General features: G+C 47.4%; 16 protein-coding genes. 7 read left to right on the forward strand and 9 right to left on the reverse strand.

Annotation, left to right across the window (positions count from 1 at the left end):
• Positions 1-63 precede the first annotated feature (63 nt).
• The gene (locus ACGTIC_RS01380) at positions 64-1,953 is read left to right on the forward strand and encodes a PrpR N-terminal domain-containing protein (RefSeq protein ID WP_113855160.1); all 1,890 of its coding nucleotides are present in this window, start codon (positions 64-66) and stop codon (positions 1,951-1,953) included.
• Positions 1,954-2,011: 58 nt separating this feature from the next.
• On the opposite strand, the gene ACGTIC_RS01385 is transcribed toward ACGTIC_RS01380, so the two are convergent.
• The 3 genes from ACGTIC_RS01385 to ACGTIC_RS01395 form a co-directional block, all read right to left on the reverse strand.
• On the reverse strand, positions 2,012-3,217 hold the full coding sequence (locus ACGTIC_RS01385) for a CaiB/BaiF CoA-transferase family protein (protein ID WP_113855161.1): 1,206 nt from the start codon (positions 3,215-3,217) through the stop codon (positions 2,012-2,014).
• 84 nt (positions 3,218-3,301) lie between these two features.
• Positions 3,302-6,835: a pyruvate:ferredoxin (flavodoxin) oxidoreductase gene (gene nifJ, locus ACGTIC_RS01390; protein ID WP_113855162.1), complete on the reverse strand. Its 3,534-nt coding sequence runs from the start codon at positions 6,833-6,835 to the stop codon at positions 3,302-3,304.
• Positions 6,836-7,035: 200 nt separating this feature from the next.
• Positions 7,036-7,989 (reverse strand): LysR family transcriptional regulator, encoded by a 954-nt coding sequence (locus ACGTIC_RS01395; RefSeq protein ID WP_113855163.1) that lies wholly within the window; start codon positions 7,987-7,989, stop codon positions 7,036-7,038.
• Between the two features lie 159 nt (positions 7,990-8,148).
• Between ACGTIC_RS01395 and ACGTIC_RS01400 the strand changes: the two genes are divergently transcribed.
• A complete protein-coding gene (locus tag ACGTIC_RS01400; protein ID WP_059076242.1) occupies positions 8,149-9,402 on the forward strand; it encodes an NADP-dependent malic enzyme in 1,254 nt (417 codons plus the stop codon).
• A 219-nt stretch (positions 9,403-9,621) separates the two neighbouring features.
• On the forward strand, positions 9,622-10,428 hold the full coding sequence (locus tag ACGTIC_RS01405; RefSeq protein WP_113855164.1) for a basic amino acid ABC transporter substrate-binding protein: 807 nt from the start codon (positions 9,622-9,624) through the stop codon (positions 10,426-10,428).
• A gap of 83 nt (positions 10,429-10,511) precedes the next feature.
• Here ACGTIC_RS01405 and ACGTIC_RS01410 read toward each other — a convergent pair whose 3' ends face one another.
• The 3 genes from ACGTIC_RS01410 to ACGTIC_RS01420 all read right to left on the reverse strand — a co-directional run bounded on the left by ACGTIC_RS01410 (position 10,512) and on the right by ACGTIC_RS01420 (position 14,481).
• The gene (locus ACGTIC_RS01410) at positions 10,512-11,918 is read right to left on the reverse strand and encodes a sodium:solute symporter family protein (protein ID WP_113855165.1); all 1,407 of its coding nucleotides are present in this window, start codon (positions 11,916-11,918) and stop codon (positions 10,512-10,514) included.
• 250 nt (positions 11,919-12,168) lie between these two features.
• The gene (locus ACGTIC_RS01415) at positions 12,169-13,314 is read right to left on the reverse strand and encodes a hypothetical protein (RefSeq protein ID WP_394522743.1); all 1,146 of its coding nucleotides are present in this window, start codon (positions 13,312-13,314) and stop codon (positions 12,169-12,171) included.
• A 60-nt stretch (positions 13,315-13,374) separates the two neighbouring features.
• Positions 13,375-14,481: a histidinol-phosphate transaminase gene (locus tag ACGTIC_RS01420; protein WP_113855166.1), complete on the reverse strand. Its 1,107-nt coding sequence runs from the start codon at positions 14,479-14,481 to the stop codon at positions 13,375-13,377.
• A 322-nt stretch (positions 14,482-14,803) separates the two neighbouring features.
• Between ACGTIC_RS01420 and ACGTIC_RS01425 the strand changes: the two genes are divergently transcribed.
• From ACGTIC_RS01425 to ACGTIC_RS01440, 4 genes are all read left to right on the forward strand, one after another.
• On the forward strand, positions 14,804-15,457 hold the full coding sequence (locus ACGTIC_RS01425; protein ID WP_234995370.1) for a DUF6803 family protein: 654 nt from the start codon (positions 14,804-14,806) through the stop codon (positions 15,455-15,457).
• Positions 15,458-15,612: 155 nt separating this feature from the next.
• On the forward strand, positions 15,613-16,314 hold the full coding sequence (locus ACGTIC_RS01430; protein WP_059076246.1) for a response regulator transcription factor: 702 nt from the start codon (positions 15,613-15,615) through the stop codon (positions 16,312-16,314).
• Complete coding sequence (locus tag ACGTIC_RS01435) at positions 16,307-17,410, forward strand: cell wall metabolism sensor histidine kinase WalK (RefSeq protein WP_113855167.1); 1,104 nt, start codon at positions 16,307-16,309, stop codon at positions 17,408-17,410. Before ACGTIC_RS01430 ends, ACGTIC_RS01435 begins: the two co-directional genes overlap by 8 nt.
• Positions 17,411-17,518: 108 nt before the next feature.
• The gene (locus ACGTIC_RS01440) at positions 17,519-17,797 is read left to right on the forward strand and encodes a DUF1294 domain-containing protein (protein ID WP_162816191.1); all 279 of its coding nucleotides are present in this window, start codon (positions 17,519-17,521) and stop codon (positions 17,795-17,797) included.
• Positions 17,798-17,939: 142 nt separating this feature from the next.
• Here the strand turns inward: ACGTIC_RS01440 and ACGTIC_RS01445 are convergent, their stop codons facing one another.
• The 3 genes from ACGTIC_RS01445 to ACGTIC_RS01455 form a co-directional block, all read right to left on the reverse strand.
• Positions 17,940-20,813 carry a heavy metal translocating P-type ATPase gene (locus ACGTIC_RS01445; RefSeq protein ID WP_113855169.1) on the reverse strand — a complete coding sequence of 958 codons (2,874 nt, stop codon included), beginning with the start codon at positions 20,811-20,813 and terminating at the stop codon, positions 17,940-17,942.
• Between the two features lie 10 nt (positions 20,814-20,823).
• Complete coding sequence (locus tag ACGTIC_RS01450; protein WP_059076250.1) at positions 20,824-21,174, reverse strand: metal-sensing transcriptional repressor; 351 nt, start codon at positions 21,172-21,174, stop codon at positions 20,824-20,826.
• Positions 21,175-21,489: 315 nt separating this feature from the next.
• The gene (locus tag ACGTIC_RS01455; RefSeq protein ID WP_059076251.1) at positions 21,490-21,918 is read right to left on the reverse strand and encodes an OmpH family outer membrane protein; all 429 of its coding nucleotides are present in this window, start codon (positions 21,916-21,918) and stop codon (positions 21,490-21,492) included.
• Positions 21,919-21,992 lie beyond the last annotated feature (74 nt).

Below are 21,992 nucleotides of genomic sequence, written 5' to 3' on the forward strand. Positions count from 1 at the left end.
TATTTTTCTGTTAATTATTCTGATTTTTTCTAGTAGGAGAAAGGTATTTATAAAGAAATTTTTATGGCACATATCACATCAGATTCTATGAAAAAACAATATAAGGTCTGCATTCTGGCCTACAGCCGCGTAGCTGATGTAGCCCGGCAAGTTATTAGTGAATTACCCGATGGTGATGTAGAATACATTATCATGGAGTCAGGTCTGGCCGATGAGCAGGCCATCTGTGTGGAAGAAGCACGCCGCCTGGGATGTGAAGTATTCATAGCCGGACCGGCCGGAGCGGCGTTATTTGCCACCCGGTATAGCTATCCTGTCATTTCGTTCCAGGTGAGTGACATGGATTATATGAATGCCATCCGTAAGGCTCTCAATCAGGGACATCATCGTATCGGCATTATGCATTACCGCTATGCACTGCCACTTGATTTAAAAAAATATGAATATCTCATGCAGGCGAAACTTACAGAATTAGTCTATGATGAAGTTCCTCAGGTCTATGAAATAGCGAAAAAGACATCTTGTGATGTCCTCATCGGGCCTGTAGTTGTACAGGATGCAGCTGATGCGGCGGGAAAGGATTCGCTTCTCATCTATGCAGGGAAAGACGCCATCCGCGACGCCTGCCTTAAAGCAGGGGAACTGATTAAAAAAATGTATGATACCCGGCGCAGTCACGTCATTGCAGAATCTGTATTGGATACGGCGCAGCTTGGTATTGTGGTAACCAGCAGGGAGGGTATGATTGAATTTTTTAATCACACTATGCAGAATTATACCGGACTGGCACTGCATCAGGTAAGCGGCAGATCGTTGTCTGATGTGTTTCCTAACCTGCCTTTATCAGATTTTTTGAAAAGCGGGTTCAACCAGCAGGATAGCTATCACCTGATTAATGCGACTATGATGCGCTGCGTTTTCCGCCGTCTTGTTGTAGGAATTCATGAAGGCGGCGTACTGCTTACCTTTCATCCCAATCCCCATAACAGGAAAAAAGACCGGCAGCATCCGGTATATACCGTTGCGCCTGTCTACAAATTAGAAAAAGTTACGGCGCAATCAAAAGAAATGAGCCATATTGTGAATTTGTGCCGCCAGATTTCTCCTGTAGAGTATGCGACTACGCTTGTCGGTCCTGCCGGATGCGGCCGGGAAGAACTGGCTCACTGCCTGCATAATGCATCCCGGAGGGCCGGTAAGCCGTGTATTACTATTGATTGTGCCACGATTATAGATGATCGGGCTGTGGAAATGCTGTATGGCTACAGTCAGGGAAATAATACGACCGACGGATTATTGCTCACGGCATCTGGCGGCAGTGTTATCATCAAGCATCCCGGTCTGGCAGGGCCGCGCCTTCAGGCCGTTCTGCAGGAAGCCCTTACGGTCCGCCAATTTTTCCGCCCCGGAATGGAAGCTCCGATGACATTGGACCTTATGTTTTATACGGTGGTGACGGACGAAGAATATCACCGTATACCGGCAGGTCTGAGACGGCTTTTATCTATTCTCGTGCTTCCTATCCCCTCTTTGCATGAACGTAAGGAAGATATTTGTCTCCTTTTTTCAAATTACGTCCGCCAGCAGCTGCCCGGAAGTCGTGGTAATATCGTAACGGAAGCGATGGAACGGGTACTCATGACGTACAGCTGGCCTGGAAATGTCGTTGAACTGCGTGCAGTCAGTACCCGTTATGCTGTTCTGTTGAAAAAAGCAGTTACCCGTACGGCCCGTTACCGATACCGTCTTCTGCTGGAAGCTATAGGAGATGAGACGTTGGAGTCAGATATCTTTTCACAATATCCCGTCCTTTGCCAGCGTCCCGTAGAACAGATTTCTCCTTTTCAAGAGGCGGTCCGGGTACTGCGTACTGTCTTTGATGAAACCTATGAAGAAACGGCAGCACGGCTTCACATGAGCCGTACGACGCTGTGGAGGCTATTACACAAATAATAAAAGCACCTGTTTGGATTGTGTACTGGTTGAGATCCATCCAAACAGGTGCTTTTTGTCATATAATATGGTCTTTTTCTAGTTGTTTCAATTTGGTATCATCATAGTTTAATAAGTTTTTTAAATATTCCTGTGTGTTCTCTCCTAGTTCTGGAGCGGCCGTATACTCTCCCGTATGACCGTTGGTAAACTTAAAGACAGAACCGGTAAGATGCATCGTTCCTATTTTTGGGCTTTCTACTTCTACAAACATATGACGATCACCGACGATGTGTGGATCGTGGGCAATTCTCTCAATATCGAATACGACACAGGCCGGACAGCCATGATCAGTCAGCATACGGACGATATCATCAGCCTTTTTGTCGGAAGCCCACTCTTCTATCAATTGTTTAATGATGTCGTGATGATTCAGACGGGACTCGTTTGTTTGAAAACGGGGGTCATCTAATAAATCGGTACGGCCGAGTACGTTGAGGACAATATGGAATAATTTGTCATTCCCACAGGCGATGACAAAGGTCTGATCTTCCGCTTTAAACGTATCATAAGGGTAAGCAGCATCGTACATATTGCCTTTTCGTTCCGGTACTTTTCCTGTTGTAAAATACCATTGGGGAAGAAAATCCAGGGCAGATACGACAGAATCTACCAGCGCAATATCTACTTTATCTCCCCTGCCCGTCTGCTGACGGCGGATGTAAGCACTAAGAATGCCGATGGTCAGATTCAGTCCGCTCAGAATATCAGCCATTGCCGGACCTGTGCGCGTCGGTTCGCCGCCAGGCCATCCGGTAGTACTCATGAGGCCTCCTACGGCCTGACCAATGATGTCATAGCCGGGCAGCTGGGAATAAGGGCCGGTATGACCAAAGCCGGATACGGCGCCATAAATCAGTCCGGGATGGATTTTTTCCAGGTCCTTATAGCCAAGGCCCATTTTTTCCATGACACCAGGACGGAAATTTTCCAATAAAATATCAAAATGAGGCAGGATTTCTTTGAAGATAGCTCTTCCTTTTTCTGTTTTTAAATTAATCGTAATAGATTTTTTATTACGGTTAAAAAGCTGATACAACAGGGATTCACCTTTTTGAAAAGGCGGATAGTACCGGGAATCATCACCGCGGCCTGGAACTTCCAGTTTGACTACTTCTGCTCCCATATCAGCCAGCATCATGCCGCAGTAGGGACCGGCGATGACGCGGGTCATATCTAAGACTTTTAGTCCGGTTAAAATAGTAGAAACATTTTTATCAGCCATTTTTTTACCTCTGCAAATAGTGTTAAAAGCAGCTTTTTCTCCGGCATTTCTCCAGAGAGAAAGCTGCTTTTAAATCAGGATATACTACTGTTCTTCAGCCATTTTCTTATAAAGCCGATATTTCTCTTTTGAAAACTCTTCAGCCCGTGTGAAGAGTTCATCCGCCGTTTCCGGGAAGGTACGGACGAGAGAGGCATAACGGTTTTCTCCCATGAGGAAATCCCGGAACGAGGCTTTTGGTTCCTTCGAATCCAGAGTAAACGGGTTTTTGCCCTGTTTTCTCAAATCCGGATTGTAACGGTACAGATGCCAATACCCACATTCAACGGCTTTCTTCATTTCAATCTGAGCGGTCCCCATGCCTTTTTTCAGTCCGTGGTTGATACATGGCGCATAGGCAATGATCAGGCTCGGCCCTTTATAAGCTTCTGCTTCTTTAATGGCTTTCATGAGCTGATTGGAATCAGCTCCCATGGCTACCTGGGCGACATAAATATGTCCATAGGTCATGGAAATGCGTCCCAGGTCTTTTTTATTTATCCGCCGGCCGGCAGCAGCAAACTGTGCGACAGCACCGAGAGGGGTCGCTTTTGATGACTGACCACCGGTATTAGAATATACTTCTGTATCGACGAGCATGACATTGATATCGATATCCATAGCCAGTACATGGTCGAGACCGCCATAACCAATGTCATATCCCCAGCCATCGCCACCATACATCCAGATTGATTTTTTAATGAGATGTTCTCTGCGGGCCAGGATATAATCACTCAGCTCACGGGCCGGGCCTTGTAACTCTGCATGGTTCAGTGCATCGGCATAGGTATTGCTTACTCTTGTAGTGATACTTCCTTCATCATCAGCACCGATGGAATCGAGCCATTTCTGGCCGGCAGTTTTTACGTCGGGGTTATCGGTCAGGGAGAGGAGTTCATGAGTGTGCAAGATGAGGTCTTCCCGCTGCTGTTGCGTAGAAAGGACCATGCCGAGTCCAAATTCCGCATTGTCTTCAAAGAGAGAATTGGACCAGGCCGGACCGTGACCATCACTGTTTTTCGTATATGCCAGGCTGGGAATCATGGCACCCCAGGCCTGGGTACAGCCTGTAGCATTGGCAATGAGCATACGGGGACCAAATATCTGAGTCAGGACTTTCATGTAACTTGTTTCAGCACAGCCGGCACAGGCGCCGGAAAATTCTAGGAGCGGGCGCTGGAACTGACTGCCTTTTACGGAATACATATCAATATCGGTCTGTTTTGTAGAAAGTGTCTGGGCATAATTCCAGTTTTCGTTTTCCGCACGTTGCGTTTCAAGCGGTTCCATTGAAAGCGCTTTTACCGGACAGATATTTGCGCAGCTTCCACAACCATAGCAGTCCAGTGGTGAGACCTGCATACGGAATTCATAGCGGTTCAGATTTTTTCCGATAGCTTTTTTCGTTTCGAATGATTCCGGAGCTGCCACCTTTTCTTCTTTATCAATCAAATAAGGACGGATGCAGGCATGGGGACAGACAAGGGAGCAGCGATTGCATTGTACACATTTTGTGGCATCCCATTTGGGAACGCTGACGGCAATGCCTCTTTTTTCATACTGTGTCGAACCGACAGGGAAAGAACCATCCGCATAAGGGAGAAATTCGCTGACTGGTACATCATCACCTTTCTGGGCATTGCAGGGAATGATGATTTTTTTGATGAAATCGGGGAGCTCATTTTCGTCCTTTGGTGCATCGTCCGGGAGGTCAGCCCAGGCCGCGGGTACAGCGACTTCATGGACGTCTGCAATACCGCGGTCAACAGCGGCCTGGTTCATGGAAACGATTTTTTCTCCTTTGGCACCATAGGTCTTCTGGATTGCTTCTTTCATATAACGGACGGCATCATCTATAGGCAGAATGTGGGATAATTTAAAGAAGGATGCCTGTAATACCGTGTTGGTACGGTTGCCGCCGAGGCCTATTTCAATGGCGATTTTGGTGGCATCAATCGTGTAAAAGCGAATGTGTTTCCGTGCAATCTGGCGTTTTACGTCATGGGAAAGCGCCTGATCCAGTTCGGTGTCAGACCAGTTGCAGTTCAGGAGAAAAATGCCGTTATCCTTGACTTCCCTGATGATATCATAGGAATTCATGTAGGCTTGTTTATGACAGGCGAGGAAATCAGCTTGTTTAATATAATAGGCAGAACGGATGGGATTGTGTCCGAAACGAAGATGGGATTTGGTGACGCCACCAGATTTTTTAGCATCGTATTCAAAATAGGCCTGAACATACATATCGGTGTTATCGCCGATGATTTTGATGGAGTTCTTATTGGCCCCGACGGTACCGTCAGATCCGAAGCCCCAGAATTTACAGTTAATCGTATTTTTCGTATGGACATCAATAGGGATATCTGGCAGGGATAAATGAGTTACATCGTCAGTAATGCCTAAGGTAAAATGACGTTTAGGTGCAGCGGCTTTCATATTCTGATATACTGCATGGATAGAGGCAGGTGGGACATCTTTACCGGAAATGCCATACCGGCACGCGTAAACGGGAATGTTTTTATCGCCGTCGCGCAAAGCCGTGCATACGTCTTCAAAGAGTGGTTCTCCCAAAGCGCCGGCTTCTTTGGTACGATCCATGGCAGTGATGGCTTTGACTGTTTCAGGAAGGATATTCAGAAAATGACGGAGTGAAAAGGGTCTGTACAGATGAACTTGAATATACCCTGCTTTGATGCCCTGTTCATTAAGAGCATCTACTGTTTCCTGAATCGTGCCGGTGACCGAACCCATGGCAATCGTGATATATTCCGCATCGGGAGCACCGTAATAGTCGAACAAGTGATAAGAACGGCCGGTCAGTGCAGAAATCTTGTCCATATATTCCTGTACAATATCGGGCATATTGTTGTACCAGATATTGCTGGCTTCCCGGCTCTGGAAGAATAAGTCTCCATTTATACCAAGGCTGTGCATAGTCGGATGTTCTGGATTCAGGCCGGTATGTTTGAATTGGAATAAGGCTTTTTCATCGATGAGGGATTTCAGGACTGACCTGGGTAACATTTTAATTTTCTGGATTTCATGAGAGGTGCGGAATCCATCGAAGAAATGGAGAAACGGCACACGTCCCTTAATGGTTGAAAGATGGGCTACTGCAGCCAGATCAGCAGCTTCCTGCACGCTGGCACTGCAAAGCATGGCCCACCCTGTATTGCGGCATCCCATGACATCGGAATGATCACCACAAATAGAAATTCCGTTACTGCCGACTGTCCGGGCTGCTACATGCAGGACGACGGGTTTTAACTGGCCGGCCAGCCTGTGCATGACGGGAATCATCAACATCAGTCCCTGGGATGCCGTATAGGATGAACACAGGCTGCCTGCTTCAGAAGCACCATGTACGGCGCCGATTGCGCCTGCTTCTGATTGCATTTCTACGAGTTTTACTTTTTGGCCCCATAGATTTTTGCGTCCATGGGCAGCCCAGGTATCGATATGTTCTGCCATCGTAGAAGAAGGTGTAATAGGATAAATCGCAGCAACATCGGTAAATGCATAAGAGATATCAGCTGCAGCTTCATTGCCATCTACGGTTTTAATGACTGGTTTAATCATGAGTTTCTCCTCCTGTATGCCTGTAAATTTCTAATACATATTACGATTAAAAAACTTTATATTCTGCGCGCAGTTTGTATAAATACTTAACATATTCTTTACAGGATGTATTATACCAGTTATTGTTTTCCCATAGATAACACTTTTATTTTATCGCAGGCCATAGCTTCAGGATATGACGGTGTATTTTATATGATGAATTACCCTGCTCTCTTCCCCGCACTGGCTGTCCGTTGGGCTTCCTGATGGATGATGTCTATGACGGCCCGCGTTGCCTGGGAGAGATACCGGCCTTTTTTATAGGCGATGGCGACGTTCCAGTCTGGCGTATACTGGCGCAGCGTGTAGTAACGGGGCTGGGCGGGCAGGCGGCTGTAGATAGACCGGCCTTGCGGGATGATTGTCGCTCCTACGCCGACAGAGGCCAGGGTAAGGGCTGTTACCATATCGTTGGATTCCAGGACGACAGGCGGCGAAATAGCGGCTTTCTGGGTAAATTCATAGAAATTCTGACGCAGTTTCTGCCCTTCCTTGATGACAATGAATGGCTCATTACCCAGCAGATGGTAATCAAAGGCGGGATATTGGGAAAAAGGTACAGTGCGGGCCTGGTTTTCATAGTGCCGTGCCTGCTCTTCCGGCAGGGCCAGGAGCAGTTCTTCCCGGAACAGTTCTTCATAAGCAAGGCCGGCATGGAAGAACGGGTGGAGTACAATAGAAAAATCCGTCCTCCCTTCGAGGGCATCTTCTTCCAGTTCCCGCGTCGTTCCTTCCGACAGCTGGATATGGATATGAGGATACGTTTTGTGCAGCTGCGGAAATACGGCGGCCAGAATGGTGGCACTGCGGTAATAGGAGCTGCCGATGCGTACGGTACCGCTTACGGTCTGCTGCAGGTCCTGGATGCGGCTATCACGTTCGCGGTAGATTTCCCGCACTTTTTCTTCTGCTGTGAGATAAATCCGCCCTGCTTCTGTCAGGATGACACCACTTCCGCGGCGTTCAAACAGCGTTGTCCCCATATGTTTTTCAATCCTGCGTATAAACTGGCTCAGTGAAGGCTGGGAGATAAATAATTTTTCCGCAGCCGTTGAGAAACTGCCTGTTTCGGCTATTTTCGTGATATATTCCCATTCCCGTGAATTGCTATGCATGATGTCACCCCTTCGTATTTGTAGTATAAGTCACATGCTATAGATTCTATAATTTTAAAAGACTTTGACTTATAGATAAATCCATTATAAGATAGGCATGTACAGGAAACAAGAAATAAAAATTAGTGTGGTTATGTTCAATACAATGAGGTGAATGTCATGAATTTTGATGAAGCTGCAATGAAGGTACGCCGTGGCAAAAAGGGCATTATTGAAACGATGCCCCGTGCCGTTTTGAAAACCCGCAATGATCTGAGTACACTCTATACGCCGGGTGTAGCCCAGCCGTGCCGGGAAATCGTCAAGAATAAAGACCTTTCCTTTGATCTGACCTGCCGGGGCAATATGATTGCCGTCGTATCCGATGGCACCCGTGTCCTGGGCCTTGGCGATATCGGACCAGAAGCGGCCATGCCGGTCATGGAAGGAAAATCTGTCCTGTTCAAAGTATTCGGTGGTGTCAATGCCGTTCCTATCTGCCTGGATACGAAGGACCCAAAGAAATTTATTGAAACGGTCAAACTGCTTCAGCCCTCCTTTGCCGGTATCAACCTGGAAGATATTGCTTCACCGAAATGCTATGAAATTGAAAATACATTGAAAAAAGAAATGGACATCCCCGTATTCCATGACGACCAGCACGGTACAGCCATTGCTGCCCTCTCCGGTGCCATCGGAGCTTTCCGCTGCGTCGGCAAAGATTTGAAGACGGCAAAAATCGTCATCAACGGTGCCGGTGCTGCCGGGGCTTCCATCGGCCGTCTCCTCGTCCGGGCCGGTGCTCAGAATGTGACTATGGTAGACCGCTGTGGCGCCCTCTATGAAGGTATGGACGGCCTCAATCCCGTACAGGCAGAACTAGCCGCCGTGACGAACCGGGATAAGGTGCAGGGAACACTGGCAGATGTCGTAAAAGGGGCGGACATGCTCCTCGGCGTATCGGCTCCCCACATCTTTACGAAAGAAATCATCCAGTCCATGAATCACGATGCCATCGTCTTTGCCATGGCCAATCCTATTCCGGAAACGGATTATGATTCTGCCAAGGCAGCCGGTGCCCGTGTCGTCGGAACAGGCCGGTCTGATTCACCAAACCAGATCAATAACGTCCTCGTATTCCCCGGCATATTCCGCGGTGCCCTGGCCGTACGGGCACGCCATATCAATGAAGACATGAAAGTAGCTGCTGCCTATGCGATTGCCGGCCTCATCAGTGATGACGAATTAAATGATGAATATGTCATTCCCGATGCGTTTGACCAGCGCGTTGCCCCGGCTGTAGCCGCGGCTGTTGCCAAAGCTGCCATGGAAACCGGGTCGGCCCGTATCCAGCGTAATCCTGAAGATATCCGCCATGAAGCGGCTGAACAGATTGCTGCATTGCATGATATGATTGACAAACTGCACGGCTAAGGCATATCTTATATATTCCTGCATAAAAAATAATAGTACTGTATAAAAAGAGTTATCGTTTCCGTCTTTGCCTGACAATAGGCATGCTCAGAGACCGGGTTAGTTTGCGATAACTCTTTTTTATGCAAATATTTTGTATAAACCATTTACAATCGCCGTAATAATGTGTATAATATCAAAATCAACACAAATTTTTATTCATATGTGGAGGGATATATCATGAAATGGAAAACGATGATGACAGCTTGTCTGGCAGGCATCCTGGCCGTATCGGTACTGGCAGGATGTGGCAGCGAAAAGAAAGAAGATGCGAAGAAACCGCTCCGCGTTGCGACGAATGCTACCTTTGTTCCCTTTGAGTTCAAAGAAAACGATGAATCCAAGGAATATCAGGGCTTTGAAATGGATCTGCTCCGGGCTGTTGCCAAAGAAATGGGCAGAGACGTAGAAATCAATAATATTGCTTTTTCCGGTATTATCCCCATCCTGCAGCAGGGAGATATGGATATTGCTGCCGCCGGTATGACCGTGACAAAAGAACGGGCCCAGAAAGTCAATTTCTCTGCTCCCTTCTATGAATCTAAATTAGTCATCCTGACGCCTAATGAAAGCGGCATTGATTCAGCAGACGCCATTGCAGGTAAACAGGTTGCCGTCCAGATTGGCACGACTGGTGCCCAGTATGCAGAAAATCAGGGATATACGGTCAAACAGTTTGACAATAATTCCGATGTTATCATGGAACTTCAGGTAGGCGGATCGCCGGCGGCTATCCTCGATAAACCCGTCGCCGATTATTTCCTCACTCAGGACGGAAAGGGCAAATACAAAGTCATCGAAATTCCGAATACAAAATCGGAATACCTGGCCTTTGCCTTCAATAAAAAGGATACCGGATTGATGAAACAGGTCAACGATGCCATGGCAAAATTGAAAGAAAAAGGTGAATTCCAGAAATTGTATAAAAAATGGTTTAATACCGACATGCCAGATTTGCCAAAATCGGGAGACGATGCTTTGAAATAAGATGAAGATATAGCAGGGACCTGACACATGAAGATGGATAGATTCATGTGTCAGGTCCTTTTTGTATGGTGGCATAGGATAAATTATTTTTTTACTTCTGGTGTCCGGATTGGTGTTTTATCAATCAGCCACACCAGGAAAAAGGTGATCAGGCATATTAGCCATTCAAAATAAATGACGTGAGGCAGGAATCGTATCTGCGGGCATAGCTGCCACAGGAATAATCCGATGATACCTACCAAAGTAGTGGCAAAAGCCGTATTTTTCCGGCATAGAGACGGACAGAACATAGTGGCCAGAAAAACCAGTGTAAAGGCCGTCGTAAGAGACAAACCGATAAGCATGATTTTGACGATGCCGACGGCATTGAAGGCCAGCCAGAGTGTTCCAGCCCCGATAATCAGGATGATGAGACGATTGGCCCGGACATATCCTTTTTCAGAGATAGACGGATTGAAAAAACGTTTGTAAATATCCTGGGCTACGAGAGTACCGGCCCCGAGCAGAATTGTACAGGCGGTTGATACATCGGCGGCCCAGAGTGCGGCCAGGGTCATTCCGGAAGAAAACGGGTCCAGACTCATGATAATCTGTGGCAGAGCCATGGTTGGATTCAGACCCGGAAACTGGGCTTTGGCAGCCAGTCCCAGGATGGCAGACAGGAATCCGACAGGAAAAATGAGCAGGCCGCCCAGGATAAATCCTTTACGGGCCGCTGTGGCATTTTTAGCGCCACAGGCAATCTGGACCGGCCCCTGGGCAGTAATGGCCTGGGTAGTCATGACAATGATCCAGCCCAGGAGTACGGCCAGAGACAGTCCGCCAAAAGGACTGAACCAGTCAAAATCAGAAGGGGGAAGTGCGGCATTGATACCGGATATGCCGCCATCCCGCAATAGGATACGTATCATGGAATAAACGATGCCGGCATAGATAATAGCGACACTGAGCACATTGGAAAGGCCGCTCGACCATAGACCACCGATGGCAGTGATGCCGATGAAGACGATGGCACTAGTAATCATCCCGCCATGAAGAGAAAAGATATCTGGCATGAGCGCGTGCAGTATAGATCCGCCGGCGACATACTGGAGAGATGTAATGCATATCATGATCAGAGACAGGCCGATGACACTGATGACACGGGCTTTTTTATCATAACACCGTTCGAAGAGTTCCGGGATGGTCGTGCAGTCCAGTGAACGGTATCTGCCGGCAGCGACGATCCCCATAATGATGGCACCGATGGACCAGGCTCCATTATACCAGCCGGCTGACAACCCGATCTTTGTGGCACTTTCGGCGACACCTACCGTGGAAGCAGCTCCGACGGCCATACCGGTGATACTGACAGCGACGAGCCCTGCAGAAAACTTGCGGCCGGCAAACAGGTATTCTGTTGGATTCTGTCCGGCCCGGCGTTTTACATACAAAGAAATACCAAATAATAGCAGGATGTACAAAATAACGATACTGAGCTGAATTGACATGAAAAACTCCCCTCTTTCCTGCCGGGCAGTACGGTTTCCCCCTGTAGCTGCCGGCATTGATATATGGATTCATTGTATGGGAAAATGAATAAAAAATCAATTCATTCAGGTGAAAGAGTTTGTTATACCTGCTTTGCGTATTTAAAGGCATCTGCCTGCAGAAACTCATAGGTAATATAAAACAGGTCCCTCCTATGACAACAGGATAGTCATGGGAGGGACCCGTTTATGATGTGATGGATATAGCCGGTTAATTATCTGAATCTTCCCGTTCCAGGCCGATTTCTTTATCTTTCATGAAATATACTTTGATGAAGACGATGATGATCATGATGATGCCGACCTGTCCCAGAAGTGGATACAGGAAGCCAATCAGTTTGCCGAAACCAATCTGTGCACCGAAAAATGCGACGATGCCCAGAATGACGGAGACGGCCATTTTGGCGGTTTTATTGGGAAGCCATTGTTCCAGTTTGTTGATGACGACCCAGAACATAGGAGCGCCGGTACTGTAAATACCCATAAGAAGGATAATCGAAAAGACGGCTGCCAGCGCCGGAGCGAACTGCTGGGCCAGGAACAGATTAGGAACCTGCAGCTTGGCGACCTGTTCCGGGAAGCAGAGCATGGCAGCCGTCATGAGGCCGCCGGCCAACATGAGGGCGACGCCGCCTATGAAGCCGCCGAGAAATGCTTCTTTGCGGTTATTGGCCTTGCCGCCCAGCCCGGTCAGGAACGGGATAGAGCCAAATACCATGCAGGATGCATAAAGGACGCCACTGAACCAGGCGGAATCCAGGAAGGCGTACTTGGCGAACCACCAGGATTTAGTGGCACGCAGGTCATACAGGACTTCCCAGTTCTGTGCCCAGCCGCCATGGAAGCTGATGAGCGTCATGAGGCCGATGCCCAGTGTAAAGACGATGATGACAGGACCGATGGCACCGATGATATCGGCCAGCTTCATCAGTCCCAGCATGACCGTAAGGACGCAGAGAACGGCCATGAAGACACGGCCGGCATCGGCAGGAATGCCTACGAATTCAGAAGCAATGGCTCCTGTTCCGGCAATCATGATAGAGACGACTGAAAACAGGAACAGGACAGTCACCCATTCTAAGATGGTTCCTACATATTTTCCACAATAATAACGAAAAGCCTGGGTGTGATATTTTAATTTTAAATCATAGCCCTTTTGCATCAGTGCGCCACCAAAAAATGCAAATATGAGCATACTGATGGCTGCGCCAATGAAACCGTCCGGTCCGTACGCGCCAAAGAACTGCAGGACTTCCTGTCCTGTAGCATAGCCAGAACCTATCATAAAAGCACAATAGGCACCGGCAAAAATAATAATGTTTTTCAAACTTGTCTTGCCTGTCTTATTGATATCCAATGTTTTTTCCCCCAGTTTTATTTAAATTTGGACAGGACCCGGCCATAGGTATCCCCCACCCTATGCCTGGAGCTCGCTTTCTATAGCGGCAATACGTGTAAGCAGCGGTTTTACATCATCGGGGACGCGCAGACGGACGTGGCGTTTTCCGATTCCTTCAAAATCGACACCATATTCGACGCGGATGCCATGTTTCCAGAATATGGCGCCCAAGTCCGTATCGGCATCTGTGTAATACAGTCCGATAGGCACATCGGGGCGTGTTTTTGAAACATGCAGGACGTGCAGACTATCTATGAGGGCTTTTTTATTGTTTGCAATGGTTTCTCTGGACATTTTCAAAAAGCCCGGATCTTGAAGCACAATGGGAATCAGTTTGTCTGCTGGTGTCGTGATGGTCATTTCGCCGGGATCTTTAGCTAGGACCGGGACCATTGCCTTAGGCAGGACTATGTAACCGGCACGGAGTGCACCCAGTCCGAATCCTTTGGAAAAGGTACGGGCGATGACCAGATTGTCATAGTCGTTGATGAGCGAAACGGCCGATTCTTCTTTTTCGAGAAAATCGCCGTAGGCTTCGTCGATGACGACGACAATTTCTTTTTCTCGTGCCGCGTCGAGAATACGGCGGATGTCAGCCAGCGGTAGTGCCTGCCCTGTCGGATTATTGGGATTGTCGATATAAGCCAGCCGCTGACCTGGTTTCAGTGCCGCAATATAGCGGTCTGTGTCAAAGGCGAATTTCTCTTCTTCTTTCAGCGGGACGGATACGATGGCTGCTCCGCAGGAGCGGGCATTGGACGTATACGACGAGAAACACGGCATCGGTGCTACAACAGTCGTCCCTTCTTCCAGAAAGATACTGTTGATGCGGCACAAGGCACTCATAGATCCGCTTTGCATGGATATCTGGGATATGTCCAGATCGGCGATATCTGAAAAATACTGGCAGATATGGCGGCGGGTTTCCGTAAAAGGATGGGCCGGATACGAATGAAGCAGATTGAACGTATCGGCATAGGCTTCTTTTGTCAGAGTCGGTGTAACACCGCAGGGATTGACTCCCAGTGAGCAATCGATGATATCCTTTTCCAGAGATGTGCCTTCATCTTTCAAATAACTGTATACGGTCACGTTTTCCAGAGCGTGACGGATATGGTAATGCATGGTATCACCTCCATAATATATTCAGCTGATACTTATACTGATAATGAGTACAAACAGCCTATAATAACCCTATTCTACCGTTATGGGACGGGTTTGTAAAGCGATTCTCAAGGCATTAGACAGGCCATCAGGATTAAAACGTTTTACTCGTGGGCGGTATGGCTGAGGTGCATCTGGCAGGTAATTTAGATGTTGATACAGAAAATTTGTTTCACGTGAAACAAATAAATTTTTTTATCTTCATAGTTTCTTCATACTTTCTACATGATTTCTCTATATGCATCGTGTAAAGTATGGATATGTTCAAAAGGAGGAATAATATATGACTATGGTAATGACTCACTACATGGAGCTGCTGTCTCTGCACCAGCCCTGGTTTTTAATTTTATTTATGCTCGTACCGATGGTACTGGCAGAAACGATTCTCGCTTCCGGCGCTTTTTCTCTGTTGTACAAAGACGGACGCAGTGCCAAGTGGGATTCTCTCAGTCATGTTTGTGGATTGGTCCTTGGTATTTTCTTTATCTGTGCATCTGTTTACATCGTGGCCTGCTATGTCCCCACGATTGAATGGAGAGGCCCGATTGATTACATTTCTATCTGGTCTTATGTACTGGCCATTATTCCGGCCGTATTGATTCTGCTCCAGGAATTGGGAATTATCTATAAAAAGCTGGATAACACCATGAAAATCAAACGTCATATTGTGCTCATGATACTCTTTGTCTTATTCACTCACCTGGCTATGGTATTCGGCATGGCCGATCCCCAGCTGGCAGGATATCAGCCGCCTATGAATACGATGAACATGCAACAGGGCAGTATGGATCACGGCCAGATGACCAATCAGGATACTATGCAGCAGGGCCAGATGAATCATGATAATATGAATCAAAACAATATGAATCATAATCAGATGGATCATAGCCAGATGAACCATGAACAAATGCACGACCAGATGAACAATAACAAATAGAAGTCAATGATGTTTCCTAAAAGCTTCCTCGTACAATCGTTGTGTGGGGAGGCTTTTTTGTATACCGATTGACACGACTTGGTATGGAACAGTTCTCCCGCGTAGAATTTTGATGTACAATACATATTGGATATAGATTTTTTGGAGGTGGTATTGTGCTCCCCTACTCTATTCTCATTGCTGATGATGATGAAAAATTACTTACCGTGCTCCGTTCTTATTTTGAACAGGATCAATGTCTGGTATATACGGCCCAGACAGGCCGGCAAGCGCTGGATATACTCAAACGATATGAGCCTCAGCTCCTGGTTCTCGATGTGATGATGCCGGATATGGACGGTTTTGAAGTCTGCCGGCATGTACGCCAGACTAATGATATTCCCATTATTTTCCTGACAGCCAGAGACGATGAAACAGATCGTCTTGTGGGGCTGAACATTGGTGCCGATGACTACGTGACCAAACCGTTTAACGTTAAAGAACTGATGGCCCGTGCCCATGCCATGCTTCGTAGAGCGCGGGGAGAAGTCATACAGCAGTCGTCACAGCTTATACGGGGGGATTTGGTCATTGATAAAGAAAAATTCACCGTCACCCGCAACGGAGAGGCTGTTTCGCTTACTCCGACAGAATTTAATCTGCTGGAAGTGATGGCCTCTTCTCCCGGTCGTGTTTTTAGCCGCATGCAGCTCATGGAGCGGGCACAGGGCGGATACAGTTTTGAAGGGTATGAACGGACTATTGATACGCACATCCGGAATCTGCGGAAAAAACTGGAGCGTGACGCGGCCCATCCTGAATACATACTTACCGTCTACGGGATTGGCTATAAATTTGGAGGGACTGCTCATGACTAACTATTATAGTCTTGTCTTCCGGCTGACAGGCATTATCTTTTTTCTTTTTATTATGACTATTGGCATCCTTCTGTTTTTAGTCAATTATCAGATGGATGCGCACTTCTCTCATTATCTTTATAATCACTCCATGGAAATGGGCATAACTTCCCATGGGATGGCAGAAGAAATATATGTTTCTTCTGTTCACCGGTCTCTTTTATGGGTTGGTGCCGTCATGACTCTTCTCAGTGTATTTATCAGCTGGATTGTCATCCGCTGGTCTATTCAGCCCCTGCAGGATCTGACAGAAGCCGTCCGTCATGTTGAGGCTGGTTCCTTCGGGGAAACCGTGCTCGTTGACCGACAGGATGAAGTGGGATTACTGGCCCAGTCTTTTAATGCTATGTCAAAAAAGTTACAATACAATGACACGATGCGTCGCCATCTCTTTGCCAGTATAGCCCATGAACTCCGGACACCTCTTGCCATTATCCAGGGAAATCTGGAGGGCATGATCGATAATGTCATTCCGGCAGACAAGAAAACATTTTTGTCTCTGGAAGACGAAGTTCTCCGCGTAAGCCGGCTCGTTCAGGATCTGCGGGATTTGTCCCTGGCAGAAATCAATGAATTACAACTTCATTGCCATCCTTTGCAAATAAATGACCTTCTTCAACAGGCGGCCAGTATGCTGGAACCGCTTTTTGAGGAAAAACAATTACAGGTCCGCCTTTCTGCAGATGATGAGGTACCGCTCCTTTCACTGGATAAAGACCGGATGAATCAGGTTATTTATAATCTTTTAAATAATGCTATCCGCTATGTACCTTGCGGAGGGGCTGTTTTCATTCAATCGCGGCTGCGGCGGCTAAAAAACGGCCAGCGCGTCGAAATCTGTATTGCTGATTCCGGACCGGGTATCAGTCATCAGGACGTACCTCATATTTTTGAGTATTTCTATCGGGCAGAGAAATCACGAAACCGTAAGAGTGGAGGTTCCGGTATTGGCCTGGCTCTGGCGCGGCAATATGTCATCAATCAGGGTGGATATATACGCGTCCACAGTAAAGAGGGAAAAGGCACGATCTTTACAATCTGCTTCCCCATTTTATAATGAAAAGGATGCTGTACCATGTTTCACGTGAAACATGGTACAGCATCCTTTTTTTATGATACAATAGGAATAACAGAAATGAGCGGATTGAAAGAAAGGAGTTCGTATATGCTGAATATTAATCTGACCTTTGTGTACTGGTATTTATTTTTACTGAATATCCTTGCCTTTGCCCTGTTTGGATTGGAAAAACGATTTCAGGACGGCGGATCTTCCCGTATACCGGAATGGGTCCTGCTCCTGCTGGCTGTACTGGGAGGATCGATGGGAGCTTTCTTTGCTATTTATATTTTTACTTATAAAAAAGACCGGCCAAAATTTAAATACGGAATCCTTGCCCTGTATGCCATACAATTCGCAATCTGTGTCCGGCTGGGCATATTCTGATTTGCCGGTCCTGCATTAGAGGGTAATACACAACGGACCTGCCGTGAAATACCTGGGGTATTTTTTCGGCAGGTCCGTTTGTCTTTTCTATGGGAATTTCCGTACTAGTTCACCCATACACGACAGAATCCGGTGGTGTCTATCAGGCAGTTACCAGTTTATAACCGGCATCGGCAATGACTTTGGCAAATTCTTCTGTAGAGATGTCACGGGTGGCTTCTACGTCGGCTTTGCCGCCATCGAGATCAACCGATACGGCGGTTACGCCATTCATAGCGGATAATGCTTCCTGGACGTGTTTCTGGCAATGCTGGCACATCATGCCTTCAATTTTTAATGTGGTTTTCATAGTGGAATCCTCTTCTTTCTCTGAAAGTAATGTATATCCTGCAGCCGTAATGACTTTTTTAAAGTCATCGGCCGGGATGGCAGATGAACTGGTGACAGTGGCACCTTTGCTGTCCAGATCGACGTGAACCGTTGCAACGCCGGGCATTGCTTCTAGTTCTTTGGTGACCGTGCGGACGCAGTGCTGGCACATCATTCCGTCGATAGTCAGTTTATATTGATGCGCTGCAACAGGTACTGTCTGATCGGTTTCTTCCATGATTTCAGTGGCCGTTGACGGCTGTATTGTAAGTGCATCGGTTGTGGCTGACGAAGCGGTATGGGTGGATTCTGATTGCCTTGTTTCACGTGAAACATGGTGAGTCTGGTGATCTGGTTTAAAGAAGCGCAGGCGCAGGGCATTCATGCAGACACTGAAGCTGGAAAGACTCATGGCCGCTGCACCGATCATCGGATTGAGACGGATGCCAAAGGCCGGATATAGGACCCCTGCTGCCAGGGGAATGCAGATGGCATTGTAGAAGAATGCCCAGAACAGATTTTCTTTGATATTGCGTATGACAGCTTTGCTGAGGCGGACGGCGCTTACGGCGTCGAGGAGATCATTGCGCATGAGTACGGCATCGGCGCTTTCAATCGCTACATCCGTGCCAGCCCCTATGGCAATCCCTAAATCTGCTTTGGCCAGTGCCGGAGCATCGTTGATACCATCGCCAATCATAGCGACCTTATGGCCTTGTGCCTGGAGAGCTGCAATATGGCGTTCTTTATCTTGTGGCAGGACGCCGGCGATTACCTGAGGAATATGGAGCCGCTTGCGGATGGCTTCAGCTGTGCGCTGATTATCCCCGGTCAGCATGACAACGTCGATTCCCATTTTGCCAAAGAGCGAAATCGCCTGGGCGCTGCTTTCTTTTTCCATATCGGCGGCAGCGATGATGCCGATGACTTCTGTACTGTCGGCAAAGATGAGCGGTGTCTTCCCAGCGTCTGCCAGTCCATCCAGCCGTTGTCGGATTTCTTCTGTGGCAATACCCTTTTCTTCCATGAGACGGGTATTGCCAGCATAGTAAGTCTGGCCATTCCATATAGCTTCAATACCGCGCCCGAAAAGGGCTTTAAAGTTTGTTACCGCTTCGGGAACGGCATGATGGTCCTGGGCATAATTCATAATAGCTTCTGCCAGGGGATGTTCACTCCCCTGCTCCAGGCTGACTGCCAGCGTAAGCAGTTGGTCTTCTGTTCCCTTGCGGACCCAGATGTCAGTTACGCGGGGGCGGCCTTCCGTAATGGTACCGGTTTTATCCATGACGACTGTATCGATGGTATGGGCCGTTTCCAATGCTTCTCCTGATTTGATGAGGATACCATTTTCGGCTCCTTTACCAGTACCTACCATGATGGCGACCGGTGTTGCCAGTCCCAGTGCGCAGGGGCAGGAAATGACGAGAACAGAAATGGCCGTAGAAAAGGCAAATTCTGCAGTGGCACCGAGCAGGAAGTACCAGACCAGCCCTGTGATAACGGCGATGGTCATGACGACAGGAACGAAAATCCCGGAAATTTTATCAGCCATTTTGGCAATAGGCGCCTTACTGGCACTGGCTTCATCAACCAGCTTGATAATCTGGCTGATTGTCGTATCCGCTCCGACACGACTGGCCCTGACGTGAATAAAACCTGTTTTATTAATCGTAGCAGAGGTGACGGAATCGCCTTTTTGTTTTTCTACAGGGATACTTTCGCCGGTGATGGCGGCTTCATCGATACTGGTCGATCCTTCAGAAATGATGCCGTCTGCAGGGATGCTTTCTCCCGGGCGGATGACCATTTCATCACCTACGGCGAGTTGTTCTACGGGAATGATCTCTTCTTTGCCATTGCGGAGCACCGTGGCCTGCTTGGGAGCCAGATCCATCAGTTTTTCAATGGCCGTACTGGTTTTTCCCTTGGCGCGGGCTTCCAGGTACTTGCCGATATCGATGAGGGTAACGATCATACCGGCTGATTCAAAATAGAGATTTGTGCTGTACTGGGAAACGAGAGCCCAGTCGCCGTGGCCCATGCCCCAGCTCATGCGGAAAATGGCAAAGACACCATATACGGCGGCTGCCATAGAACCCATGCCCACGAGGGTATCCATATTCGGTGCGCCCTGGAACAGGGTCCGGAAGCCGTTGATATAATACTTTCTGTTGAGATACATGATGGGCAGTATAAGCAGAAATTGGGTAAAAGCAAAGGTGATGGCGTTTTCATCGCCATGGAATATTGCCTGGAACGATTCCGGAACGGGGATGCCGAACCATTCCAGCAGCATATGGTGCATGGCGATATACATGACGGGAATCAGGAACAGGATAGACCCGATCAATCGCTTTTTCATGGCTGCCATATCTTTTTTTGCCAAATCAGAAGGACTGGGCTCTGGAGCCGCAGCTGTTTTTTTATTTCCTCCGGTAAGAGTTGCCCCGTATCCGGCATCTATGACGGCCTGGATGATATCCTGGCTGGATAGCGTTCCTTCATCATATTCGACCTGCATACTATTAGTCAGTAAATTGACACTGGCTTTTTTCATGCCTGCCAGTTTGGAAACGGCTTTTTCAACCCGGCTGGAGCAGGCCGAGCAGCTCATACCGGTAATGGCATATTTCTCATGTTTCATCTCATATCACCTACTTCATTAATTTTTGCAGCATACAGACGAGTTCATCGACGACCTCATCCTTTCCTTCACGGATATCGTGAACGACACAGCTTTTAATATGCTGGGCCAGCAATTCTTTATTAAATGAATTGAGAGCCGATTGGATAGCGCTGACCTGCATCAGGATATCGACGCAGTAACGGTCATTTTCTACCATATTGCGGACACCGCGTACCTGGCCTTCAATCCGGTTGAGGCGTGAAATAAGGCATTTATATTCCTTACTGGTTTTATCACGGTATTTATGCTTGGGACCGGTACAGCAGCACGTTTTGGCCGGATGGTCTGTCAATCCTGTCTCTTGTTTTTTCTCTTCCATCGTATTCTCCTCCTATATACCCCTATCGGGTATCTGTGAGTATAATATACCTACAAGGGGTATATGTCAAGAGAAAACAAGAATTTATTTCAAAAAGATGAAATATGGATTAAAAAAATACAACTAAATGATTTAAATATAGAAAAACGCCGTAAACGTCGCTGTAACGGGCAAAACGTGATTTTATGATATATAATATAAAAAGAAAAATAAAAACGCCTTAAAAGGCGTTTTTATCGACCATCCGTGACAAGCTAAAAAGGACCATACATGACGGTTTCCACCGTCGTGTATGGTCCTTTACCCGTATACTAATTATTTGAGGAGTTTAGCAACTTCCTGGGTTTCGTCAGTCGCTTTGTCAGCACCGGCAATGATGGCGCCCTGGGCTACGATGCAGTCCAGGTTCTTATCCTTGCGGACCTGTTCGACTTTATTGACGACATCTTTTTCAATAGGAACGATGAGGCTGTTTTCCAGCTTGCTCAGGTTCTGGGCGAGCTGACGGCCTAATTCCTGTTTTTCCTGATCTGTTTTCAGAGTCGGAGCTTTTTTGGCAAATTCCTGATTGGCGTTTTTGATAGCAGACTGCATCTGGGCGCTTACTTTCGGGAAATCTTTATGAGCCTGGACGAGGGTATCAAAATTGACATAGCCAACGCCGGCAGCAAAAGCGGAAGAAGCAGCGACGACGCTCATCATCCCTACTACGGCGAGGGAAGCCAGTTGTTTTCTTAATTTCATTATATGATCCTCCTGTATATTAAAATAATAGGGTTACTGTCTGTTTAGATATTATATCAGAATAGAACGGAAAG

Source organism: Megasphaera hexanoica (assembly GCF_043520715.1).
GTDB classification, from domain to species: Bacteria; Bacillota; Negativicutes; order Veillonellales; family Megasphaeraceae; genus Megasphaera; species Megasphaera hexanoica.